General features: G+C 49.6%; 19 protein-coding genes. 4 read left to right on the top strand and 15 right to left on the bottom strand.

The features are described from left to right. Positions 1 to 21: 21 nt before the first annotated feature. Positions 22 to 987 (top strand): AraC family transcriptional regulator, encoded by a 966-nt coding sequence (locus MCG98_RS11245; RefSeq protein WP_240302069.1) that lies wholly within the window; start codon positions 22 to 24, stop codon positions 985 to 987. Positions 988 to 1058: 71 nt separating this feature from the next. Here MCG98_RS11245 and MCG98_RS11240 read toward each other — a convergent pair whose 3' ends face one another. The 7 genes from MCG98_RS11240 to MCG98_RS11210 form a co-directional block, all read right to left on the bottom strand. Further along, entirely contained in the window at positions 1059 to 1457 is a 399-nt protein-coding gene (locus tag MCG98_RS11240; protein ID WP_240302068.1) for a metal-dependent transcriptional regulator, read from the bottom strand. Between the two features lie 193 nt (positions 1458 to 1650). After that, positions 1651 to 3405 carry an ABC transporter ATP-binding protein gene (locus MCG98_RS11235; protein ID WP_240302067.1) on the bottom strand — a complete coding sequence of 585 codons (1755 nt, stop codon included), beginning with the start codon at positions 3403 to 3405 and terminating at the stop codon, positions 1651 to 1653. Beyond that, complete coding sequence (locus tag MCG98_RS11230; protein ID WP_240302066.1) at positions 3398 to 5200, bottom strand: ABC transporter ATP-binding protein; 1803 nt, start codon at positions 5198 to 5200, stop codon at positions 3398 to 3400. Before MCG98_RS11230 ends, MCG98_RS11235 begins: the two co-directional genes overlap by 8 nt. A 122-nt stretch (positions 5201 to 5322) precedes the next feature. After that, positions 5323 to 6273, bottom strand: a complete 951-nt coding sequence (locus MCG98_RS11225) for an AraC family transcriptional regulator (protein WP_240302065.1) — start codon at positions 6271 to 6273, stop codon at positions 5323 to 5325. 15 nt (positions 6274 to 6288) lie between these two features. Continuing rightward, positions 6289 to 7671: an energy-coupling factor ABC transporter ATP-binding protein gene (locus MCG98_RS11220; protein ID WP_240302064.1), complete on the bottom strand. Its 1383-nt coding sequence runs from the start codon at positions 7669 to 7671 to the stop codon at positions 6289 to 6291. Positions 7672 to 7708: 37 nt separating this feature from the next. Further along, positions 7709 to 8389: an energy-coupling factor transporter transmembrane component T gene (locus MCG98_RS11215; RefSeq protein ID WP_240302063.1), complete on the bottom strand. Its 681-nt coding sequence runs from the start codon at positions 8387 to 8389 to the stop codon at positions 7709 to 7711. A 1-nt stretch (position 8390) separates the two neighbouring features. Beyond that, positions 8391 to 8996, bottom strand: a complete 606-nt coding sequence (locus tag MCG98_RS11210; RefSeq protein WP_240302062.1) for an MptD family putative ECF transporter S component — start codon at positions 8994 to 8996, stop codon at positions 8391 to 8393. Between the two features lie 300 nt (positions 8997 to 9296). Between MCG98_RS11210 and MCG98_RS11205 the strand changes: the two genes are divergently transcribed. The 3 genes from MCG98_RS11205 to MCG98_RS11195 all read left to right on the top strand — a co-directional run bounded on the left by MCG98_RS11205 (position 9297) and on the right by MCG98_RS11195 (position 13509). Next, positions 9297 to 9920: a TetR/AcrR family transcriptional regulator gene (locus MCG98_RS11205; RefSeq protein ID WP_240302061.1), complete on the top strand. Its 624-nt coding sequence runs from the start codon at positions 9297 to 9299 to the stop codon at positions 9918 to 9920. A gap of 77 nt (positions 9921 to 9997) precedes the next feature. After that, complete coding sequence (locus MCG98_RS11200) at positions 9998 to 11764, top strand: ABC transporter ATP-binding protein (protein ID WP_240302060.1); 1767 nt, start codon at positions 9998 to 10000, stop codon at positions 11762 to 11764. Beyond that, positions 11761 to 13509 (top strand): ABC transporter ATP-binding protein, encoded by a 1749-nt coding sequence (locus MCG98_RS11195; protein WP_240302059.1) that lies wholly within the window; start codon positions 11761 to 11763, stop codon positions 13507 to 13509. The genes MCG98_RS11200 and MCG98_RS11195 overlap by 4 nt, the downstream gene beginning before the upstream one ends. A 109-nt stretch (positions 13510 to 13618) precedes the next feature. Here the strand turns inward: MCG98_RS11195 and MCG98_RS11190 are convergent, their stop codons facing one another. The 8 genes from MCG98_RS11190 to MCG98_RS11155 form a co-directional block, all read right to left on the bottom strand. Then, positions 13619 to 14803: a MalY/PatB family protein gene (locus MCG98_RS11190; protein WP_240302058.1), complete on the bottom strand. Its 1185-nt coding sequence runs from the start codon at positions 14801 to 14803 to the stop codon at positions 13619 to 13621. Between the two features lie 37 nt (positions 14804 to 14840). Beyond that, on the bottom strand, positions 14841 to 15455 hold the full coding sequence (locus tag MCG98_RS11185; RefSeq protein ID WP_240302057.1) for a LysE family transporter: 615 nt from the start codon (positions 15453 to 15455) through the stop codon (positions 14841 to 14843). 52 nt (positions 15456 to 15507) lie between these two features. After that, positions 15508 to 16056 (bottom strand): cyclophilin-like fold protein, encoded by a 549-nt coding sequence (locus MCG98_RS11180; RefSeq protein ID WP_240302056.1) that lies wholly within the window; start codon positions 16054 to 16056, stop codon positions 15508 to 15510. Between the two features lie 72 nt (positions 16057 to 16128). Further along, positions 16129 to 16995: a DUF3737 family protein gene (locus MCG98_RS11175; protein WP_240302055.1), complete on the bottom strand. Its 867-nt coding sequence runs from the start codon at positions 16993 to 16995 to the stop codon at positions 16129 to 16131. A gap of 27 nt (positions 16996 to 17022) precedes the next feature. After that, entirely contained in the window at positions 17023 to 17640 is a 618-nt protein-coding gene (locus MCG98_RS11170) for a cyclophilin-like fold protein (RefSeq protein ID WP_240302054.1), read from the bottom strand. A 106-nt stretch (positions 17641 to 17746) separates the two neighbouring features. Then, positions 17747 to 20098: an ABC transporter permease gene (locus MCG98_RS11165; protein WP_240302053.1), complete on the bottom strand. Its 2352-nt coding sequence runs from the start codon at positions 20096 to 20098 to the stop codon at positions 17747 to 17749. 11 nt (positions 20099 to 20109) lie between these two features. Beyond that, complete coding sequence (locus MCG98_RS11160; protein WP_240302052.1) at positions 20110 to 20871, bottom strand: ABC transporter ATP-binding protein; 762 nt, start codon at positions 20869 to 20871, stop codon at positions 20110 to 20112. Continuing rightward, positions 20846 to 22231: an AMP-binding protein gene (locus tag MCG98_RS11155; RefSeq protein ID WP_240302051.1), complete on the bottom strand. Its 1386-nt coding sequence runs from the start codon at positions 22229 to 22231 to the stop codon at positions 20846 to 20848. The genes MCG98_RS11160 and MCG98_RS11155 overlap by 26 nt, the downstream gene beginning before the upstream one ends. Positions 22232 to 22319: the final 88 nt, after the last annotated feature.

Here is a 22319-nt window from a genome sequence, read left to right as displayed (position 1 = left end):
TCCAATCGAGGTGTGAAGAATATGGCAGATATGATCGATGAAATCTACAGACCCATTATGCTCCGTCACGGCTTTATCCCGGAGCCGGAAAACAGACGCTACGGTCCTATGGGCCTGTGCTGGCGGCAGACCGGTGACAGCGGAACAGGGTACTTTTGGACTTATGCGCAAAAAGACCTGTTCAATATCAAAATCCATGACTTTTTCTTTTATGAGGATTCTTTTCTGGAGTTTCGTTTCCCTGAATGCCTGAGTATCACCTGGTACCAGTCTATCTCGGGTGAGGAACTGGCGCCGTACCGGCGGCTGAGCGCCGGCTGTGTCAAGACTTTTCTGGGTGGTGAGGAGCCCTACCGCGTGTTAATCCATAAGAATATCCCCATCACCTGCATCGGGATCGAGATTACGCCAGCTTATTATGAGGGATATCTCAGGGAACAATACCCGAATGAGTATGTGAACCCGGCGGAGGCTTTCCGTTTCGTAGACCAGACGGAGGATTTCCCGGATATGGTCCGCCTGCTCCGGCAGGTCCGCGACTACCGGGGTGAGGGCATCGCTGCCAATCTTTTCTACGAGAGCAAAGTCGCTGAAGCAGTCTCTCTGGTGGTTGCCCGGCACAGGACGCAGCAGGCGTGGCCGGACCGGTATATTACCCGGGAAGATCAGATGCGGATAGACAACGTCACGGCTTATATCAACGATCACTGTGCCTCCACACTTCCAATGGAACGGCTGGCAAAAATCGCCTGTATGGGAACTACAAAGCTGAAAAAAACCTTCAGACAGGTACATGGCTGTACCTCCACCGAATATATCCAACAGCGGCGCATGAGTCAGGCAGAGCATCTGCTTACCTGTACAGATCTGACCATCCGGCAGATTTCCCAGGTCGTAGGTTACCAGAATCAAAGCCGCTTTGCCGAACTGTTCCGTAAAAGTACGGGGTTTTCTCCTGCGGAATTTCGGAAGACTTCCAGGAAGTGAGACTGCCTGTCGTCACAAAAAGGGCATGGGCAGTTTAATAACTGCTCATGCCCCGCTGTAAAATAACTGAATCAATCCGCATTGTCTTCCTGTTCTGCTGCCACTCCTTTTTCCTGAAAATATGCTTTCAGTGCACGAAAACTTTCCGCACTGATGGCATGCTCTATACGGCAGGCATCATTCAAAGCAGTATCCTGATCCACTCCCAGGGCAGACAATACATCAGAAAACAGAAGATGTCTCTCGTACATGGTTTCTGCAAGCCGCCTTCCCACGGAAGTCAGGAATATAACGCGATGCTCACCCATGGTGACATAACCGCCTTCCCTCAAATTTTTCATCGCCACACTGACACTGGCTTTGGATACATTCATCGCTTCAGCGATATCAACGGAACGCACCTCTCTTCCTTCATTTTGCAGGATCAGGATCATCTCGAGATAATCCTCTCCGGACTCATATACCTGCATCACGTCGCCTCCCTTCTGTTTTTATTGTTTTATAAAAAACCAGGCAGCGTAAGTTAGCTTTAACTAACTGATGCTGATAAAAAATGCGGCAGTAAACCGCATTTTTTAATACCTGATCCAACTTTATCTTACTACACCCAAATCCGTACAGTCAAGGATTATTTCAACATCTGTTTTGAATCCGCTGCTCTGTTCATTTTTCCGCGATCTTCCATCCCTCCGCCCGCTCCCGGATGTTTACAAAATTTCGGTATAAGCCATCCTCACAAATCAGTTCCTGATGAGTTCCCCGCTGCCCGATCCGGCCATCCTCCACCACAAGAATCTGGTCCGCATTTTCAATAGTGGTCAGCCTGTGTGCGATCATAATGATAGTCTTTCCCTGTACCAGTGCGGAAATGGCTGCCTGAATCTCGTGTTCGTTCTCCGGGTCCACACTGGCGGTAGCCTCATCCAGAATAATTACAGGTGCGTCCTTCAATATGGCCCGTGCGACAGATATCCTCTGTTTCTCTCCGCCGGACAGGGTGCATCCTCCCTCTCCCACAATGGTATCATAGCCGTCGGTCAGTTCCATGATAAAGTCATGGCACCGTGCCGCCCGGGCCGCTGCAATGACCTCCTCCCTTGTCGCACCTGGTCTTCCAAACATAATGTTGTTGCAGATGGTGTCATGGAAGAGATATACATTCTGAAACACCATGGAGATGTTTCTTAACAGGCTGTCACAGGTGAATTCCCTCAGGTCATGGCCGCCAAAAGTAATACTTCCTGCCTGCACATCATAGAACCGGGCAATCAGGCTGCAAATAGTACTTTTTCCGCTGCCGGAGGGGCCTACGATAGCCGTTGTTGCATTTTGCGGTATTGTAAAGGATATATCATGCAGGATTTCCCGTTCTCCGTAACCGAATGATACATGCCGGAAGACAATATTGTTCTGGTCGGGCGCTATCTCCTGTCCCCCCTGATCAATGTATGCTGCACATTCTATTTTTTCCAGTTTATCCATAGCCGAACCAATAACCGATAACACATGGGCCGCATCGTTGATGGACTCCACCCCTGCAAATATAGTAAAAGAGAACATTGCCGCCATAAGCAGCATGGGCAGAGAAAGGTTTCCCTGCACTACCTCCCGGGCACATACCAGCACCAGAGCCACAGATGCACCTTTCAGGAAAAGCAGGTGGAGACAGTTCCACGGCACGAAACCATATTCATTTTTTATACAGATATCCCGGCTGTCCCGGCTGGCATCCCGGAACCGTTTGGCGGATGCTCCTTTGCCGCCAAAAGACTTGACAATTGCCAGTCCCCGTACATACTCGATGGTAGCGGCGGACAGATCCTCCTTGGCCTTGTGGTTTACCGGCGCCGTGCGGCTGCTCTGCCGGCTGATCCCACAGAGCGCAAACGTGGAAAGCAGCACTCCAACGACAGTTATAAGCGCGGCCACAGGACAGAAGAAGCTCACGCACAGCACAATGGCCAGTATTTGAATATAACCGCCCACGACAGAATCAATCATCTTCATACTCTGCAGCTCCAGGGCAGAAAGTTCAGTAGTAGTTGCCGCCAGAATGTCTCCTGTGTTATTTTCTGAAAAGTATCCCAGGGAGACCCGCTTCAGAACATCGCCGATCTGTATCCTTTGCTCCGCGGCCCGTTCCGTACCGATGCTCTCCTGCAGCCGGTTCTTTCCATATGTGAAAAGAAAACGAAGAAGGATCATGACAACAGTTCCAGCCAGACAGATCCAGATCAGTGAACTGCTGACGGCTGTTTCTCCCCGGCTGTCACCGATGATCAGCCCCAGCGCCCAGGCTGCCAGCATAACCGGTCCCGCAGTACACCAGGTGGCGAAAAATGAGCAGACGCATCCCACAAAAAGCCTCTTTTTATAAGGTCCTGTCCATTGTATGATTCTCTTGATACTTTTAAACATTCGATTTCTCCTTCCCCATTACGGTGTTAACCGCCCAGGTTCTGGCGCCTGCATGGAATTTCCACATTTCCCGGTACAGGCCGCAGCGTTCCAGCAGCTCCTGCTGTCTGCCCATATCAACAACCCTGCCCTGCTTCAGCACTACGATATTATCCGCATTCTGGATGGTGGACAGCCTGTGGGCGATAACCAGTAAAGTCTTCCCTGTTCCTGCCGAAGGGTGTTTTCCTTTGGCCAGGGCCATGATGGAACGCTGGATCTTATCCTCATTTTCCGGGTCGGTAAATGCCGTAGCCTCATCCAGGATGATGACCGGGGCATCCTTCAGGATAGCCCGGGCAATGGCGATTCGCTGCCGCTCACCGCCGGAAAGCTGTTTACCGGCCTCCCCGGCGGTGGTATCCCACCCATCCTTCAGCCGTCCGATGAATTCATCACACTGAGCAGCCCGGGCAGCTTCCAGAACCTCCTTATCAGTAGCCTTCGGATTCCCGAGCCGGATATTTTCCATCAGTGAGCAGTCAAACAGAAAATTATCCTGGGTGACAAAGCTAACTGTATCCGCCAGCTGTTTCAGGGGCATTTTACGGATATCTACGCCCCCGATCTCAATGGAACCCGAACTTACATCCCAAAACCTGGCAATGAGCCGGGCCACTGTGGATTTTCCTCCGCCTGAGGGTCCTACCAGTGCTGTAAAACTGCCTTCCTGCAGATCCAGATTCACATCATGGAGGACTTCCCCGCTCTTCTCTCCCGTATAGGAAAAGGTCACATGGTTCAGCCGAATATGATTGTCGGAAAGAACCGCCTCATCTTTTTCCTCATGCAGCTCTTCCATATACAGCAGGTCCCCGGCATCCCGGACAGCATACTCCATGCTTTTCATCTCGTTGATAAACTGAGTCGCTTTCATCAGCGGTCCCACGATACCCAGTGACAACATCAGGCACAGGGCTATACTGGCCGGATCCAGGCTGCCGTTTATGTACAGAGCCACACCTGCAGGCAGAGTCCCCAGCAGGGTGGTCGGCAATATGGAAAAGGTCAGGTTCATGGGGATCAATGTACTTTTGAACCATGCCATAGTGAAATCCCTGAACGACTTGACTGCACCGGTAAATTTTTTATAGGAACTGGATGTCTGATTAAATGCCTTTACCACCTCGATGCCCTCCACGTACTCCACGATGACGCTGTTCACCCGCGCATTGCTTTCCATATATTTTGCATACTGCCTGTTATAAGCCTTCATACCGGCTGCCATAGGGACCAGCGCTGTCGGTATCGTCACAAGAGAAGCCATCGCCATCCGCCAGTCAATCACAAGCAAAGCCACAAACACCGCCACAGGCAGCAGCAGGTTTGATGAGAGCTCCGGGATCATATGAGCCAGCGGGGGTTCCACATCCTCAACCCGGTCTACAACAGTACTTTTGATATGTCCGATAGGCTTTGACAGCACTGACCCCAGGGGAGCGCGCATGAGCCTGTCGGAAATTTTCAGCCGCAGCCCTTCCAGAATTGTGTATGCCGATACGTGGGAAAGGACAGTTGAAATCCCATAAAAAATAATTTTCGCCGTATAACCAGCCATGCTCATGCCTCCATAGAACAGCACATCCGCCCATACAACGGTTTCTTCTATGAACATGCGCAGAATCTGGTAGACACAAACATAAGGCACTAACCCTCCGGTTACACTGATGACGGCACATATGACAGACAGCGCCATCTTTCCTTTGCACGGAGCGGCAAATGTAAGCAAAGTTTTCAGCCAGTTTTTTTGTTTCATTGTAGCTCTCCTTTCCATACCTGAAAGTGGATGATGCTTTTCAGTATCATCCACATCATAAAACAAAAACTTTTCCTTTTCCGCTCCATACTGGCGAGACGGTTCCGATTGGACCGGAGTTTTCACTTTCTCTGCTCCCGATACTCCGTTGGGGACATTCCCATCACTTTCCGAAAGGCAATGGCAAACTTGCTGGGACTGTCGTATCCTGCCCGGCCGGCAATCTCCGTCACGCTAAGCTTGCACTCCCGGCACAGCAGTTCCGCTGCATGATTCATCCGGTACCGAAGAATCCAGGTTCCGATCGAAGAACCAAATACCGATTTAAAACAGTTTTTCATAGGCGTAAGGGGGATATCAAACCAGGAAGAAAGTTCCTCCTGGGTAAAGTTCTGATCCATGTGCTCTGCCAAAAACAACTGAATGGCCTTGACCTTCTCCACCTGCGTCTTATAAAAGTACGGTCTTTCTTCTGGATACTGCGGAATTTCCAACGCTTCTAAAAACAGCAGAAGTTCTAAAATCTTAATTTTGAAATAGGGTCTTTTGATCTTATCCGGTACTGCATACAGTTCTCCAAAAATGTGCTCAATGGATTCCAGCCCGTGCAGCACCACAGGAAACTTATCCGGGCAGTATTTTTCCCTCAGCCTCACCAGGTCCACTGGAAAATCCCTGACCTGCTCCGCCAGGGAGGCGCAGGCCGTCTTCATGTCAAATGAAACCATTATACCGTGATAATGTGACAGCGGCAGTTCAAAATGCCCTTTATGGGTCAGGCGCCGGTCCAGCTTCATATCCCCCGACTCAACATAGGAATATGCATTTTCAAGAGCGGGGTACTCCAGACGTCCCTCCCGGCAGTGGTCTATGCAGAACAACTCTCTCCCCGGAACAAATTCCGAATCGAAATACCGCATATGAAAATCATTGCAGGTCAGAGTTACACCCGGAAATACTTCGTAGATCGTCATGGTCCCTTCCCCGGTTTCATTTTTTGCCTGATAGACACTGCAGCCACCGCTTTTAGCCAATGGGGTAAGCTGCCCGCCTGCAAATATTTCTTCTCGCATTATCCTGCTCCTTCCTCATTCAATCTCCAATACACGGTCACAGGCGGCTTTCATGAACTCTTTATCATGGGATACCACCAATACAATATGTCCTTCCTTTGCCAGCGAGCGCACCACGGTACATACTTCCTGCATGTGCCGGTAATCCAGACCGCTGGTTGGCTCATCGAAAATAAGCAGCTGCTTTCCTGAGAGAAGAGCCGTCGTTACGGCCAGCCGCTGTTTCTGCCCTCCTGAGAGCGCCATCGGATGCCGTTCCCTGAATTCATACAGATTGAATTTTTCTAATGCCTGCCTGATATCCATCCTGTTGTCGGCCGCTGCCTGCTCGCATTCATTTTGAACACTGTCATAAAACAGCTGGTGGTTCACATCCTGCATAACACAAAAACTCTTTCGACGACGATTTTTCATATCAAAAGCCCTGCCATCCAGCAGCACTTTTCCGTTTCTCTCCCTCATAAGTCCGCACAGACAGCGTGTCAGAGTCGTCTTCCCCGCCCCATTGCGGCCGGTAACGGCCAGCACTTCACCGGGAACAGCGGCAAAAGACAGATTTTCAAAAACCGGCGGCCCTTTCCTGTAACCACAGGCGAGTCCGTCCACCACAAGTCCTGTGCCACCTCCGGCGGCCCTGGCCGGCGGCAGCTCCACGCATGTGGGTGTGATGGATCTAAGCCCCATGCGGATCCGTTCCTCTCTTGTCAGGCGGCAGAGCTTTTCCCAGCTGAATCGTTCTGTCAGCATCCCATCCTTCAGATAAAAAACCTGATCAATTATATCATCCAGAAAATAGAGACGGTGTTCAGCAATCACTACCGTATGTCCGTGTAATTTAAGCTGACGTATCTGTTCGCGCAGACGGTCAATCGCCGCCTCGTCCAGGTTGGCAGTAGGTTCATCCAGTACATACACAGACGGATCCATGGCGCAGACACTGCCCAATGCCAGTGACTGCTTCTCCCCGCCGGAAAGCGAGAAAATACTGCGATGTATAAGGTTCTGAAGATTAAGCGCCTTCACCGTTTGTTCCACCCGTTCCACTATGAGTTCAGGCCGGACGCCCTCATTTTCCAGACCAAAAGCCAGTTCACTGTCTGTATCCAGATTAAAAAACTGGCTTTTGGGATTCTGGAATACCGAGCCAATGCTCTTTGCCAGTTCATACAACTCCGTGTCAGCCACTAAAAGACCTGCAGCGCTTACCGCCCCGGTCAGAGTACATCCATCCGTAAAATGAGGAATCAAACCGTTGATAAGTTTGGTAACTGTAGTCTTGCCGCAGCCGCTCTCTCCGCAGAGCAGAACACATTCTCCGGCTTTTATAGAGAGACTGATATCATAGAGCGCCCCCTGTTCTCCGTTATACCCAAAGGATACATGGTCAATGGTAATCATAAATCGGCTCCCTTCATTGAAAAATAAATAAAATTTCCTATCCGGTAAAAAATGCCGCCGCAGTGAACAGAACCGCGGTTAAAAGCGAAATCCAATCCAACACATTCATTTTCAAACAGATCACGCTGGTTTTTGGTGCGGGATTCTCAATTCCGCGGGTTACAGCCGCCGCAGACAGCTCTTCCGCTGTCACCGTAGCAGAGATCATAAGCGGCACCACCAGCGCCTCAATCTTATCAATCCCCCTGACATTGCGCAGACGCATGGCATCCCGGATATACCCCGCTTCCTCCCGGATAGCCGGGAAGTACCGCAGTGTTACCGAGATTGGCACAATCAGTTTCTGGGGAATTCCCATCCTGCGAAGTCCGGCCACAAATTTCCTCAGGGACATGGTATGCAGCATCAGAGACCCTACCATCAGACATGGAAACATTCTTCTGGCATAATTGATGAAAATCGAAAAACTGGTTGCAAAGATCTTTGGCGCTGCTGGCAGCACATGCCACTGCAAAACCATTAAAAGCACAAATCCAGCACCCCATTTTATACCGGAGCACACGCGGCCACATGTCAGCATCAGCAGCGCCAGTACCGCCACCCATCCACACTCTACCCAGAAGCAGTTCTGTGAAAAGGCTATGATATTGGCAAGTACCAGCAACACCAGTCCTGTCCGCGGGTCAATCGAATGACCTTTTACCCTGACTGCCCTCATTTTACACGACCCCTGCTCTGGTAAAATGCTTTTTAAACATGCCCCTGGCAAGAACTGCACCGATCAGCGCCCCCGCAACTGGTGCTCCAAAAAGAACGATCAGCATGGCCGGTGAGGAAGCTTTCTCCAGAGATCCTATGTAATCTGCAGGCATCCCCTGCTCTGCAATCTGTTCAAGAAAACTGTCCCGCATCAGCCATATAGGAAGCGGTGAGCCTGTCATGCCGAGGGAAAATCCAACGAAAGCCAGCATATTTCCCCTGAAGCTTTTAAAGTTACTCAATCCTCGTAAGCATTCTCCCAATCCGCAGCCGATCACAAACGTGATAAGTATAAGCACTGTAAACTGCCCTGTCACAAAATAAATCAGACCGGTAATAACACCCATCAGCAGCACAGCACCGGGTTTCTGAACCTTGGTGCACATGAGCATGAAGGGGATCCCGGAGAATAAAGCAATCAACCCGGGCATCAGAATCCACAGCATGGGATGCAGACCGCCCAGCAGCATAAACGCAAAGTTGATGACAAAGTAGATAGCCGAGAAGATACCGATGGTGATCAGGTCCTTCCCTTTGAGTAGCCTTCCATTCCTTGTTTCAGACATATTTTCCTCCTTGATTGTTAGTTTTGGCTAACTATATTTTATAAAGAAAAGCGCTTCCGCGCCCTTCCAGTTCAGAATATCAGAAAATGCTGATCATATCTGTCCCGCTTCGCCCACATTGTCCCGATTGGACACCAGACTTTCGCATGTTCTTCAAAGATTATATTTTTCGGATCTCCCATTATGTTAATTATATCAGAAAAGTTTGAAGAAAACCATTGACCATATAGTCTTTCAGTGCTATATTAATAATTAAATTATCGATAATCTAATTATCACTATGAAAAGAGGTGAAATCACATGGCAGTTCCGGATCGTTCCATAGATCCCAGAATCCTGAAAAGTGCAAAAAAAGAATTTCTAAATAATGGTTTTGAAAAGGCCTCCCTCAAAGCCATCTGTGACGGCGCCGATATCACTACCGGTGCGCTGTACAACCGCTATAAGGGAAAAGAGGATCTGTTCAGCGCGTTGGTCGAAGAAACCGTACATGATCTGTATGCAGTCCTGGCGCAGAAGAATAGTATCGATGCCGCCAGCCTTTCCGATGAACAGCTGATCAAAGCCTGGGACATGGATGAAGACTATATGTTGTGGTGGTTTGAGTTTCTGGAACAGCACCATGACGGTTTTGCCCTGCTGCTTAAGTGCACAGAAGGTACGGCTTATTCTAACTTTCAGCACGATTGGGTGGAGCAGATGACTCATGCCACCGGAAAATATCTGGAAGAAGCTCAGCGCCGGGGACTGGCCGACCAAAGCATTGACCCGGCTGAACTGCACATCCTGCTCACCGCCTTTTGGACCACGATCTATGAACCCTTTATCCACGGTTTTTCCTGGAATCAGATCAAAAAGCACTGCCGTCTGGTATGCAGGCTATTTGACTGGAAAAACACATTGAAACTCGGTAATCCCGGGTGACGCCTCTCCTCTCTTCGGGAGAGGCTGTATTCGGCACATAGGTTAGTTTTTACTAACCAAGAAAGGAGAAATATCAATTGTTTAAAAAAGTTATGGAATATGCCGGTGAGAACAGAAAGCTCACCTACGCTGCGGCAGCAGCCATGCTGGCAGGAATCGTGGTCAGTGTGATTCCCTTTTGGTTTATCTACCAGCTTATGGCTCCGCTACTGGAGGGAGAGACCATGGACCCCGGCTACATCGCCTGGCGGCTGGCGGCCATCGCCGTGTGCGCCGTTCTGTACGCGGTACTTTATATTAAGGGACTTGCACTGTCCCATGAGTCAGCGTATAAAACCCTGAAAAACCTGCGCATCTCCCTGCAGGGCAAGCTGGAAAAGCAGCCCCTGGGGACAATACAGGAAAAAGGTGTGGGCACGGTGAAAAAAATGTTCATTGACGACATCGAATCTATCGAACTGCTTTTGGCACACGCACTGCCAGAAGGTTTCGCCAACCTGACCGTGCCGGCAGTCATCTTCCTGGCAATGTTCTTTGTGGACTGGAAGCTGGCGCTTCTGTCCCTCTGCTCTCTGCCACTGGGTCTTCTGTCCATGGGCGCTATGTACAAGTCAGGGATGAGCAAGATGGGGCCCTATTACGGAGCAGCCCAGAAGATGAACAACACGATCGTAGAGTACATCAACGGTATGGAAGTAGTAAAAGTTTTCAACCGGGATGGTGAAAGTTACAGGCGATTTGAGACCGACGTGAAGAACTACAGGGATTTCACACTGGCATGGTTTAAAGCATGCTGGCCATGGATGGCACTGTACACCAGCGTCCTGCCCTGCGTGGCGCTGGTGACACTTCCACTTGGCACCTGTTTTGTACTTATGGGGTGGTCTGCCCTTCCTGACCTGGCACTGATTCTCTGTATGTCTTTTGGAATCGGCGCCCCTCTGGTACGGGCCCTGGGGTTCATGTCCACCATGCCTCAGGTGAATTTTAAAATCAATGCGCTGGAGGAAATGATGGCTGAGCCTCCTCTGCAGCAGACAGATGCCCCCTTTGCCGGAAACGGCCGGGGTATCGAATTTGAAAATATCCGGTTTGCATACAGGGAAGACGAAGTGCTCCACAATGTCTCCCTTAACATTCCTGAGGGCAGCATGACAGCCCTCGTAGGAGAATCCGGCAGCGGCAAGTCCACCCTTGCAAAGCTGCTGGTGCATTTTTACGATGTGTCAGACGGAAGCATAAGACTGGGTGGGCAGGATATCCGTTCTATGAGCGTGGAGGCCCTGAATGACCAGATCTCCTATGTCGCTCAGGAGCAGTTCCTGTTTAACATGAGTCTGCAGGAAAATATCCGCCTTGGCAATCTCCATGCCAGCGATGATGAGGTCATGGAGGCAGCATTAAAGGCCCAATGCGGCGAATTTTTAAAACGGCTGCCTCAGGGTATTCACACCATGGCTGGCGACGGGGGCAAACAGCTCTCCGGCGGAGAACGGCAGCGTATCTCCCTTGCCCGCGCCCTTCTGAAAAATGCTCCCGTGGTGGTTCTGGATGAAGCTACCGCCTTTATGGATCCGGAGAACGAGGAAAAGATGAACGAGGCCATCGCCGAAGTGATACGGGGCAAAACGGTGATCGTTATCGCTCACCGGCTGCACTCCATCGTAAACGCGGACCAGATATGCGTACTGGACAAAGGAAATCTGCTGGCCACGGGCAGTCACGCACAATTGCTGGAAAACTGCCCCCAGTACGCCAGACTGTGGAATGCTGCACAGCTGAGCGCCAGCTGGAGGGTCAGCACAGCCGTGGAAGGTGAAAGGAAAGGAGGCGTATCAATATGATCACACTGATGAAACGAATTTTGGGAGTATCAGGACAGTATAAAGGACGTATCCAGGGAGCTTTTGTCTTCTGTTTCTTAAAGTCCATGCTCTCAAAAGCACCCATGATGCTCTCCTTCTTCGCTCTCACCGCATTCTATGACAACACTGCGGATAAAGGGCTCTGCCTGTGGCTGGGGGGTGGAATGGTCCTGTGTCTGATACTGCAGATCCTGTTCCATCACATCTCTGACCGGATGCAGTCTGCGGCAGGCTATATGGTATTTGCAGATATGCGCATGAAACTGGGCAGACACCTGCGAAAGATGCCTATGGGGTATTTCACTGAGGGCAATATCGGAAAGATCAGTTCGGTTCTGTCCTCCGACATGGTATTTATCGAGGAAAACTGTATGATGACTCTGGCGGATATGATGAGCTACCTGTTCTCTCAGGCGGTGATGATCGTCTTCCTGTTGTTTTTTAACCTCTGGCTGGGACTGACAGCGGCACTGGTAACGCTGGGGATCTGGCTGGTTGCCCGCGGGATGCAGAGGGATGCTCTCGCCCATTCCTCCATCCGGCAGGAGCAGAATGAAAAGCTGACGGATTCTGTGCTGGATTTCACAGAAGGCATCGGTATTATCAAAACCTACAACCTGTTAGGTGATAAATCAAAGGAACTGACCGGCTGTTTCGAGAAAATGTGTAAAACCAGTATTGAATTCGAGGAAAATCAGTCTCCCTGGATGAGACGGCTGAACATGGCCTATGGGCTTGGCGCGGCGGCAGTGTTGGCTGCAGCTATGCTGCTGTACCAGACCGGTCTGATGAACGCTGTCTATCTGGTTGGCATGCTCCTGTTCGCAATGGAACTTTTCGGCCCGATTAAGGCACTGTATGGAAATGCCACCCGCCTCACCGTTATGAACAGCTGTATGGACCGCATCGAAGAAGTATTTGATGAAAAAGAATTGCCCGACGGCGGCGGGGATCAAATCCCGGAAACATATGACGGGCCAGAAGTGAATTTCAAAAATGTCAGTTTCGGATATGGAGAAAAAGAGGTACTGCACGATATTTCCCTCACGCTTCCAAAAAACCAGATGATGGCGCTGGTTGGACCATCCGGCGGCGGAAAGTCCACCATCGCGAGCCTCCTCACCCGGTTTTGGGACGTAAACAGGGGGCAGGTCCTCATCCGCGGTAAAGATGTACGTGATATCAGGCTCTCTGATCTGATGAATCATATCAGTATGGTCTTCCAGCGTGTCTACCTGTTCCAGGATACCGTATACAACAACATCTCCATGGGACGTCCGGACGCCACCCGGGAGGAAGTCATGGAAGCTGCAAAGAAAGCCCGCTGCTACGATTTCATAATGACCCTGCCCCAGGGGTTTGATACAATGATCGGGGAGGGCGGAGAATCTCTCTCCGGAGGAGAAAAACAGCGCATCTCTATCGCCCGCTGTATTCTGAAGGATTCTCCTGTTGTTATCCTTGATGAGGCAACCGCCAACGTGGATGCCGATAATGAAATCTATATTCAGGAGGCAATCAGTGAGCTCTGCCGTGGCAAGACTCTGCTGGTCATCGCTCACCGACTGAATACCATCCAAAGTGCTGACCAGATCCTTGTCATCGCAGACGGCAGGATTGCCCAGCAAGGTACTCATGGACAGCTGATCGCCCGGAACGGTATTTACAGGAATTTTGTAACTGTACGGGAAAGCAGCAGGGGATGGAGCAGCCAGTTGAGCTGATTGCTGTCTCTGCATAACAGCAGCGGTCATCCGTTCTGCCGGATGAACCGCTGCACTTTATTTACTATTTTGTGTTGCTTTACCCGGATGGTCTTTCTGTCCCCCTCTTTCAGCATTGCTTCTCAACCCAGTTCTCATAAGCGGTCATGCTCTCTTTCAGACGTTTCAGTCCGTCTTGCACCTGATGTCTCGGACAGGCAAGATTCATACGCAGGAATCCCTCCCCATTTCTGTATTCATTTCCGTCAGAGAGATAGAGTCCGCTGTAACTGCGGATAAAACGGCAGAGTTCCGTTGAATTTCCTATAATGTTCCGGCAGTCTATCCAAAGCAGATAAGTCGCCCTGGCAGAAACCACGGATATGCCTTTCATTTCTTTTTTGATATATTCTTCTGCGAAGGTTCTGTTTTCCCACAGATAATTCCGCAGGGAATCCAGCCATTCCCCTCCGCAGGCAAACGCGGCAACCGGCGCAATGGCGGCAAATACACTGGGTTGTGCTGCTTCATCCGTGTTAAGGCCGCGGCTGATTTTATGCCTTAAATTATCATCCGGGACGATGACCGCTGCCGTCTGGATTCCAGCCAGATTAAACGCTTTTGTAGGAGCCACACATGTGACACTGTTTGAGCGGCAGCTTTCAGATACCGAAGCAAATGGCGTATACTCCCATCCTGGTTCCGTTATGTCACAGTGTATTTCATCCGAAAGCACCAGCACATGGTATCTGCTGCATAAGTCCCCGATTTTTTCCAAAGTTTCCCTTTCCCATATCTTCCCCATCGGATTGTGGGGATTACACAAAATAAGAAGGGTTGTCTGAGGGTTGGAAAGCTTCTCTTCTAAATCGTCAAAATCAATCTGATACTGGCTCCCATCATACTTAAGCCTGCTTTCCAGAACATTTCTCCCATTATTCAAGATAGAATTAAAAAATATATGATAAACCGGCGTCATTACCACGACATTCTCCCCGACCGCAGTAACCTTCCGGACAACGCTGGAAATGGCGGGTACGACACCCGTACAGAAAATCAGCCATTCTTTTTGGATTTCAAAATGGTGCCGTTCCTTCCACCATGTCTGATAGGCCTGATACCATTCATCCGTCACTAAAGTGTACCCAAATACTCCCTGTCTAGCCCTCTCGGTTATTATTTCTATAATTCCAGGTGCTGTCCTAAAATCCATGTCAGCCACCCACATGGGCAGTTCCCCTTCCGAGACATCCCATTTCATAGAACCTGTATTTCTGCGGTCCACACATTCATCAAATTGATACTCACAATCCATTGTTTCTCCTCCTTTTCATCCTCCATGGGATATATCTCTAGTTTATAAAATGTTGTACCAGCACCACCGCCCCAAAAATACTTAAGGCTGTTCCAAATATCCGGTTCATGATCGGAAAACGGTTATTTTTCGCTTTCTTCTTCCATACTGTGACTATTCCGGACAGCGTTCCCCACCAAAGATATGTTCCGATAAATACGCCGCAGACCAGGCATATCCCCTCTTTAAGCCCGGTCTGCCCTTGTATGCCAAACCAGGAAAAGGCAAATAGAAAGGTAAGAATGGCCGCCGGATTTGTAATTCCCACTGCAAAGGAAGAAACAAACATACGGATGCCTCCGGCAGCGTCTGATGTATTTTGCTGGCTGCTGTCTTTTGCCAGCAACACGCGGATGCCCATTCCCAGTATCAGGCAGCCTCCGGCGAGACTGATGAAACTCTGATACCGGAGCAGAAAGTCGGATATCAGGGTCAGTCCAAAGACACCGACGCACGCGTAAAGACAATCTGCTACAGAGGAGCCGAACCCCGTTAACAATCCTGCCCTCATGCCGTAGTTCAGAGTTCTTTGTGCGGTCATCGCTCCGACTGCCCCGGCCGGCATGCCAAAGAGAAGACCAATAAAAATCCCTTTTAAAATAAAACTGCCCATCTGCCGCTCTCCTTCCTTGTCCTGTTGTATATTCATTGGACAAACAATTATCTCAGTTATTTTCTACCATATTTATCTGGATCTCTCCGGACAGGTTTTCAATCTGGTCTGCACCTGACACGGCTTCTCCGAGTTCATACAGACCGCCGGCACCTCCACACTCACCATAGTAAAGAACGACATTGCCCCAGGGTGCATAGTATGCAAGTGTTCCGGCCGGACCTTCAGCCAGCGGTGTTTTGCTGGTCTCCAGTTCGTTTGGAGGATAAAATATTTTTTCATTATGGCTGTAGTCTTCTATCTGAATAGATAGAGGCAGCTGTTCATACAGTGTGTTTGCGGCCGGGCTGTCATTTAACCGGAAGACGATATCCTGCCCTTCTTTGCCCTCCACCCGAATCTGCAGGGTATCGGCACGGGTTTCCTCTGGTTCAGAAGTTGTTTCTTCTGATTCCGATGTCTGGGGTTCCTCAGTAGATTCCGTGACCGTTGGTTCTGTCTGCGTGGCATCTGTGTTATCAGGTTCTTGCCTGGAATTGCTGCTGCAGGCGGAAAGCGAGAGCAGCAGCCCGCCAACGAGAAAGGGTACTATTTTTTTCATGGCGTAACACCTCCTGTAAAGTCTGTAATTCCCATATATATTCTTCCTGCATTAATCCTGTTGTTACTGTAATCATCCCGCCATTTGCTCTGTACTGCTGCTCATGCGGCAGGTAATGACTGTCGCATCGGGATCCACCTTATCTTTTTCTACGATCAGCTCTCCTATATAATCTGCCTTTATGCTTCCACCGGAAGGATTCATCACACTGTCAATCTTCCCGTCGATTTCCGCAGTCACAGTAGAATACTCAAAAGCCAATGTGGTATTCAGCAGACGGCAGTTTTTCATGACAAGATTTTCAATATAACACATGCCCTGCAGGCTTTCAATGGTACAATTGATCAGGGTCAGGTTTTTGGCATTCCAGCCAAGATATTCCCCGGATATAAAGGAATCATATACCGTCACATTCTCACTGTTCCAGAAAGCATCTTTGGATAGCAGTTTTGCATTATGGATTTCCATATCCTTTACCCCGTCAAAGGAATAATTTCCAACCAGCTCAAAATCATAGAGTTTCATATTCCGGCTGTTCATGGCAAAGTAGTCACCCTTTGCTGTAACCTGCTCCATCGTCACCCCGTCACAGTTCCACAAAGTCTCTGCTGCATTCGGGAAATGCACATTTTGAAGTGTTACGCCATGACACCGGCGGAAATTTTTTGCAGCCTCGATGATTGAATTTTTCACCGTGATATTGTCGGTATACCAAACTCCGGCGCGGCCCATTTCAAACCAGGTACAGTCCTGAGCTAAAATATTTTTTGCATACCAAAGCGGATATTTCCATTTAAACATGCTTCCATAAAGTTCAATATGATTACTTTCCTTCAGCGGTGATTCTCCGTCCGTAAATATGGTGTCATATATTTTTAAATCCTGACCTTTGAAAAGTGGACGTTCTCCAGTTAAATATTCCTGTCTGATTTCTTTCATTCTTTTAATCTCCTTTTAGGTTTTTTGCTATGACCGGGCAATCTGAACAATCTTATTGCCCCAGCCTTCCAATACCGGGTTTTCTTCTACCGCAGTCACAAATTCCTCTGTCGGGTCAAAGGTTCCTATCCTGGTATATTCCCCGGTAATCTCAGCATCATGGTAAAAAAGTACGATGCGGTTGGGGTCTGAATAATATACTTCTCCCGCTTTTTCAGATGTCACAGTTTCCGGATCGGATGGGATATCGTATCTGCTGGATACATCGTAATACTGCATGACGTCATAGTCTGCATCGTCATCCCGCTCATAAATCGGAAGCCGCCAGTCCGATGTTCCCACATAGCGGGCAATTGCTTTGGCTGTTTCATTCTCAGTAAGCCGCATCATAAACGGTTCCCCGTCATCCCCAAACCGAACCTCTAATTCTGATACCCCGCTTACTGCCTGACCGCCTGCCATGTCGTCAGCTTCCGTGCCGGACTCCGTCCCCGCGACTGAACCTATACCTGCATCTGCAGCACCCTGACTGGTACTCCCGGTATCCCGGACTCCTTCATCCTGCCCACATCCTCCAAGAACTGCAGCGGATAACAGGATTACCGCATTCATTGCCATTACTTTTTTTACTGTTTTATTCTTCATGATTTGTCCTTTCTGCGCATTATGCGCTTTGTTAAACAACTTGTGGAACCTGCTTGACCGAGTCAAGCAGTAGCGAATTATTTTGCGCTGTGCGCAAAACAATTCTTTAATCTGCTGTCAATATTGTCATATCCGACTTTTTGATCCTGCCTGCCGTCAGATAAGAGCCACCAAGGAATAAGAGGATAACAGTCAAACCAGGTATGATCATATTGAAAAATGAAGGGTGGGAAGCAAAATTACTGATTCCTGAGAGCCGCATCACAGCGGAAACAAACGGGTCTGTAAGGATTGCTGCCAGTATGGTTCCCCCGGCAGCGCCTATGGCTGACACAATCCCAAATCGCAGGGCAAACGTGCCCCGCAGCATTCTGGCAGAACATCCAATGGATTTGTAGATGCCCAGATCTTTTTGCTCCGCTGCCAGGATTTTACTTCCGGTCATGATTGTCACAATGAAGACAAATACTGCGATCATGCCATACATGAATGCCAGAAGCCCCCGCATGGCCGAGATCATTCCAAAAAGCCCCGGCCAGGAGTTCTCATGGACATGCACATCGCCACCGTAAGCCTGCGTGAGCCCTTCTGCAACCGCCGTCCTTTGTGATGGGTCTGCAAGAAAATAATGGTGGCACCAAAGCCGGAGAGTTTCCTGCCCGATGGTGAGATATCCTTCCCGGTTCATGCCGATGTTGACTCCCATGTCATTGGCGCAGTGATAGATTCCGGAAACCGTGAATTCCCCGATTCCCACATCACCACGGATCTTCACTTTCTCACCAATAGTTACTCCCAGATCAGAGGCGGCTGTCTCTGTCAGTACCACCTCATCCGCATTCTGGCTGGTCTTTCCCTGACTGATATGGAAACGTTCCGGCTCGGTGATCACATTTGCGGTATAATTCGTACCATTTACGGATACGCTTGGCATGGCAAGAAGATAGCTGTCCGTAATAGCAGTGTAGGAGCGTACCATATCCTCCATCTCCTCCGGGTCAAGTTCTCCCAGAGCCTGCACGCCAATATCCAGATCCGCCGGATTAAAGGCATCCATCATCCCTTTGCCATCTGGCCCAAGCCAACCGTTCATCCTGCCGGCCAGAGATGCGAAGAACACAAGCAGTCCGGCAATCAGACATGCACTGACATAACGTTTTTTCCCTGACAGAAACTGACGCAGGGCCAGCCGGACGGGAAGCCCTTCTGCTTTCATCCGGAATGTCTTTCCCCGTTTCCACCATTTTTCTGTTGTTTCACCCCGGATGGCCTTTATGGGTGTGACAGAAATGATCTTTCTCAGTTTCAGGACTGTAAATCCCATAAGCAGAAGCAGGATTCCTGCAAAAGCTGCCAGACATGGCAGTCCCGGTAAATCTGCAGTCAGGAGAACGCCTGTCGTGGTGAGTGTCATCCTTCCTGCCGCCTTGGATGCCGGAAATGCCGCCAGGATTCCGGTTAAAATGCCCACAACCATAACCGCCAGATACTGTACAAGCTGCAGCCGGATCAGCCGGCTTCCCGTCATCCCAATGGTTTTTAATACGGCGAGATTCTTATACTCCTGTTCTATGACACCGCAAATGCTGTGCCCCAGAACCACCATGGCCGCAATCAGGAGAATCAGGGCAAATGCTGCCAGAAGGCCGCAAAAAGCATTTTGAAGGATTCCCATGAAGCCCTCGATGGCGTCCGCACTGTGAACAACTTCCGTATACCGGGAAATCGGAGTGTTTTCATTGAGGAGCCGGCTGACGTCAGATATACTGGCATTGCTTTTGTCCTCGGTAAAAATGTGAATCATGGCACCGTTTCTGGCCAGGCTGTCCATGCCGGTTTCTGCAATGGTCTGAAGGATTGCTGTGTAATCTGTTTCAGCAATTAAGAACCCTTTCATCCCGATCATGGAACTTCCCATGAAGGGGTCCTCATAGTATCCTGCAACCGTAAAGCTTATGTTTTGTCCTCCTCTTGCAATGGAAAATGTGATGCTGTCTCCGATCTGCAGGTCCGTCATGGAAACCATGGAAGGCGATACATAGACCGTTCCGGCTGTGACCTCATTTGGCGCCTCCCTGTAGCCGGAGAAATCATCCCGGAAGAAATGGTATGTTTTTTTCCCGGTGGTCCACGGGATCAACTGTCCTTGACTGTCTGACTCCACACCGTTTGCCTCATAGTCGGAAAAAATCAGATTCTGTACTTCCGTCCTTTCGATCCCTTCCTGTGTCTTTATGCTGTCTGTCAAAAGTTCCATATCCGGCACGCCGGCCACCCATGCGGTCAGGCTTCCAAACCCTGCTCTTTGCATCTCCTGACGGATATGACTGCCTCCTCCAAGATATGTGGTGAGAACGGTGGATAAGGAAAGCGATACCAAAAACAGCAGGACGGCGATTCCCAGAAGGCTGCCTTTATGCTTTCTGATTCCGGCCCAGAATAAGATTCTGTTTTCCACGTGTGCACCTCCTACCATTGTAACTTGGAAAGCCATCGACTGATCCTGCTTTCCCTTGCTCTGTCCTCAGCTGCCTGATAGGCAGGCAGTTTCAGTTCGTCCAGGATCTTCCCATCCTCCAGATACAAAATCCGGTTTCCTCTGACTGCAGCCCTCAGGTCGTGGGTCGCCATCAGGATGCTCTGCCCAGATTGGTTTAACGCTGTCAGCAGGTCTAATACCTCCCCGGTATGTGATCTGTTCAACGCCCCGGTAGGCTCATCTGCAAACAAAAGACCCGGATTTCCGATCATGGCTCTTGCTATGGCTGCCCTCTGTGCCTCACCTCCTGATACCTTGGAAGGGAGACGGTCCTCTGCTTTTTCTACTCCCATCCGGGTAAGCAAAGTCCGTGCCCGGTTCTGTATCTCTTTGGTACTGCCCTTTTTGCTCAAAAAGCCTGCCACCGCCACATTTTCAAAGAGCGTCAGATTGCTGACCAGATGGGTCTGCTGGAATACAAAACCAAATTCTTCTGCCCGAAGCTTAGCCATCTGCTTTTCCTTCATGTGAGTGAGTTCCTTTCCCTTATAGGTGACCGTTCCTTCCGTCACCGCATCCATTTGGCTCAGGGCATATAAAAGTGTGGACTTTCCTGCCCCGGAGGAACCCATGATGACGGTGAAGTCCTTTTCACAGATATCCACATCCACCTGGTCTAACACCTTATTTTTCACCTGGCCCTGTGCAAATACTTTGTTCAGCCGCCTACCCTGCAATAACGCTTTTTTCATCCTGCCATGTCTCTCCTTTCTGAAGAATCAGGGGTTTTTTGCCCGTCCCTGGGTCTGGAAGAATTCCATCTACAAAAACCACATAGAACTGTACATAGTCTAATTTCTTTTCGAAAAGAATCTGTCTCATCTGAACGAGCATTTCTGTGCGGATAGCCTCCTCGGAAGCAGTCCCCGAAATTTCCGCATACATCTCAAATGCGTCCTTCCCTGCCTGACGGAACTGGTAGTCTAAAAGCCCTTCCATGCAGAAGCCTTCAATTGCAAGCGGATGTAAGAACTCCTTGTTACCGGAGCCATCTTCAAACCAGAGGATATCTTCACTTCTTCCCAGAAGGCCAACGGCTCTTGTGAATGGATATGGACTGCCCTCTTCTGCTGCTCTTAGTACCAGGCTGTCGGAAATGCGGTAACGGATCAATGGCTGTGCAAAATTATACAGGCAGGTCAGATACATCACGCCGCTTTCCACTTCAATATAATTCATGTCATCAAAGAGCAGCATGCCGTCCTCTGCATTCGTTTCCACTCCCAGCGTGAGGGATTCGCTGGCTCCATAGAAATTGACTACCTGTGTACCAAAACATTTCTCCAGATAGTTTCTTAAGGATGCCCCCAAAGGCTCTCCGCAGGAGATCACCCGCACTGCCTTTACCTCTACACTGCCTTCTTCTACAAGCTCCGCCAGGATTTTGATTGCGGAAGGGTATCCTATGATGATGTTGGGCTGAAACTCTTTGACCTGCCGGATCCATTCGTCCAGCGGTGTTTTGATATCCAGATACATCTGTTTCGCCCCAACGCCATCGATTCCATCTCCCACTGCCATGGCACCCCCATAACGGCCGTCCGTCGCTGCGATATAGACAATTCTCGGACGTTTTACCAGCAAAGACAATATCCGGGGCATAGACATGTTCCAGAGCGCCGCCCGGAGCATGCCCACCAGCATGCTGTTCCATGCCGCCTCGTCATATATAAAGTAACCGGGTTTTCCGGTACTTCCGGAGGAGTGTACCACATGGTATTTCCCTTTGTATGGCCTGCGGTCTGCTGATCCTGCTGCGTCAAATTCACGGATCTCACTCAACCGTAAATCCTGCGGTACTACCAGCTCATCAAAATGCTTTAAAAAAACTTTCTTGTCCATGGTTGGGAAACAGGAAAGGGGCAGCTCATCCAATTGCTCCTCTGTGATACCGGCCGCTTCAAAGGTCCTTTTATAATAAGCGGAGTTGTCCCATGCATGATGCAGCATCGTCCGGAGTTTCTTCTCCTGCAGGGCACGCATCCGTTTTGCATTCAGCTTTGTCTGTTTCTTTAAGCGGTATAAATCCAGCAGTGTTTTTACATAGTTCATAGTGCTCCTCCTTTGCTTATGTATCTTAGGCTCGGTTCCGAGCCTTAGTTACAACGTACATCCTGTCGGCTTTGGTCCGGTCTTCTCA

Origin of the sequence: Ruminococcus sp. OA3 (assembly GCF_022440845.1) — a bacterium.
Taxonomy (GTDB): domain Bacteria; phylum Bacillota; class Clostridia; order Lachnospirales; family Lachnospiraceae; genus Ruminococcus_G.
The sequence above is the reverse complement of the archived record's forward strand: the minus strand, read 5'-3'. Positions and strand labels throughout refer to the sequence as shown.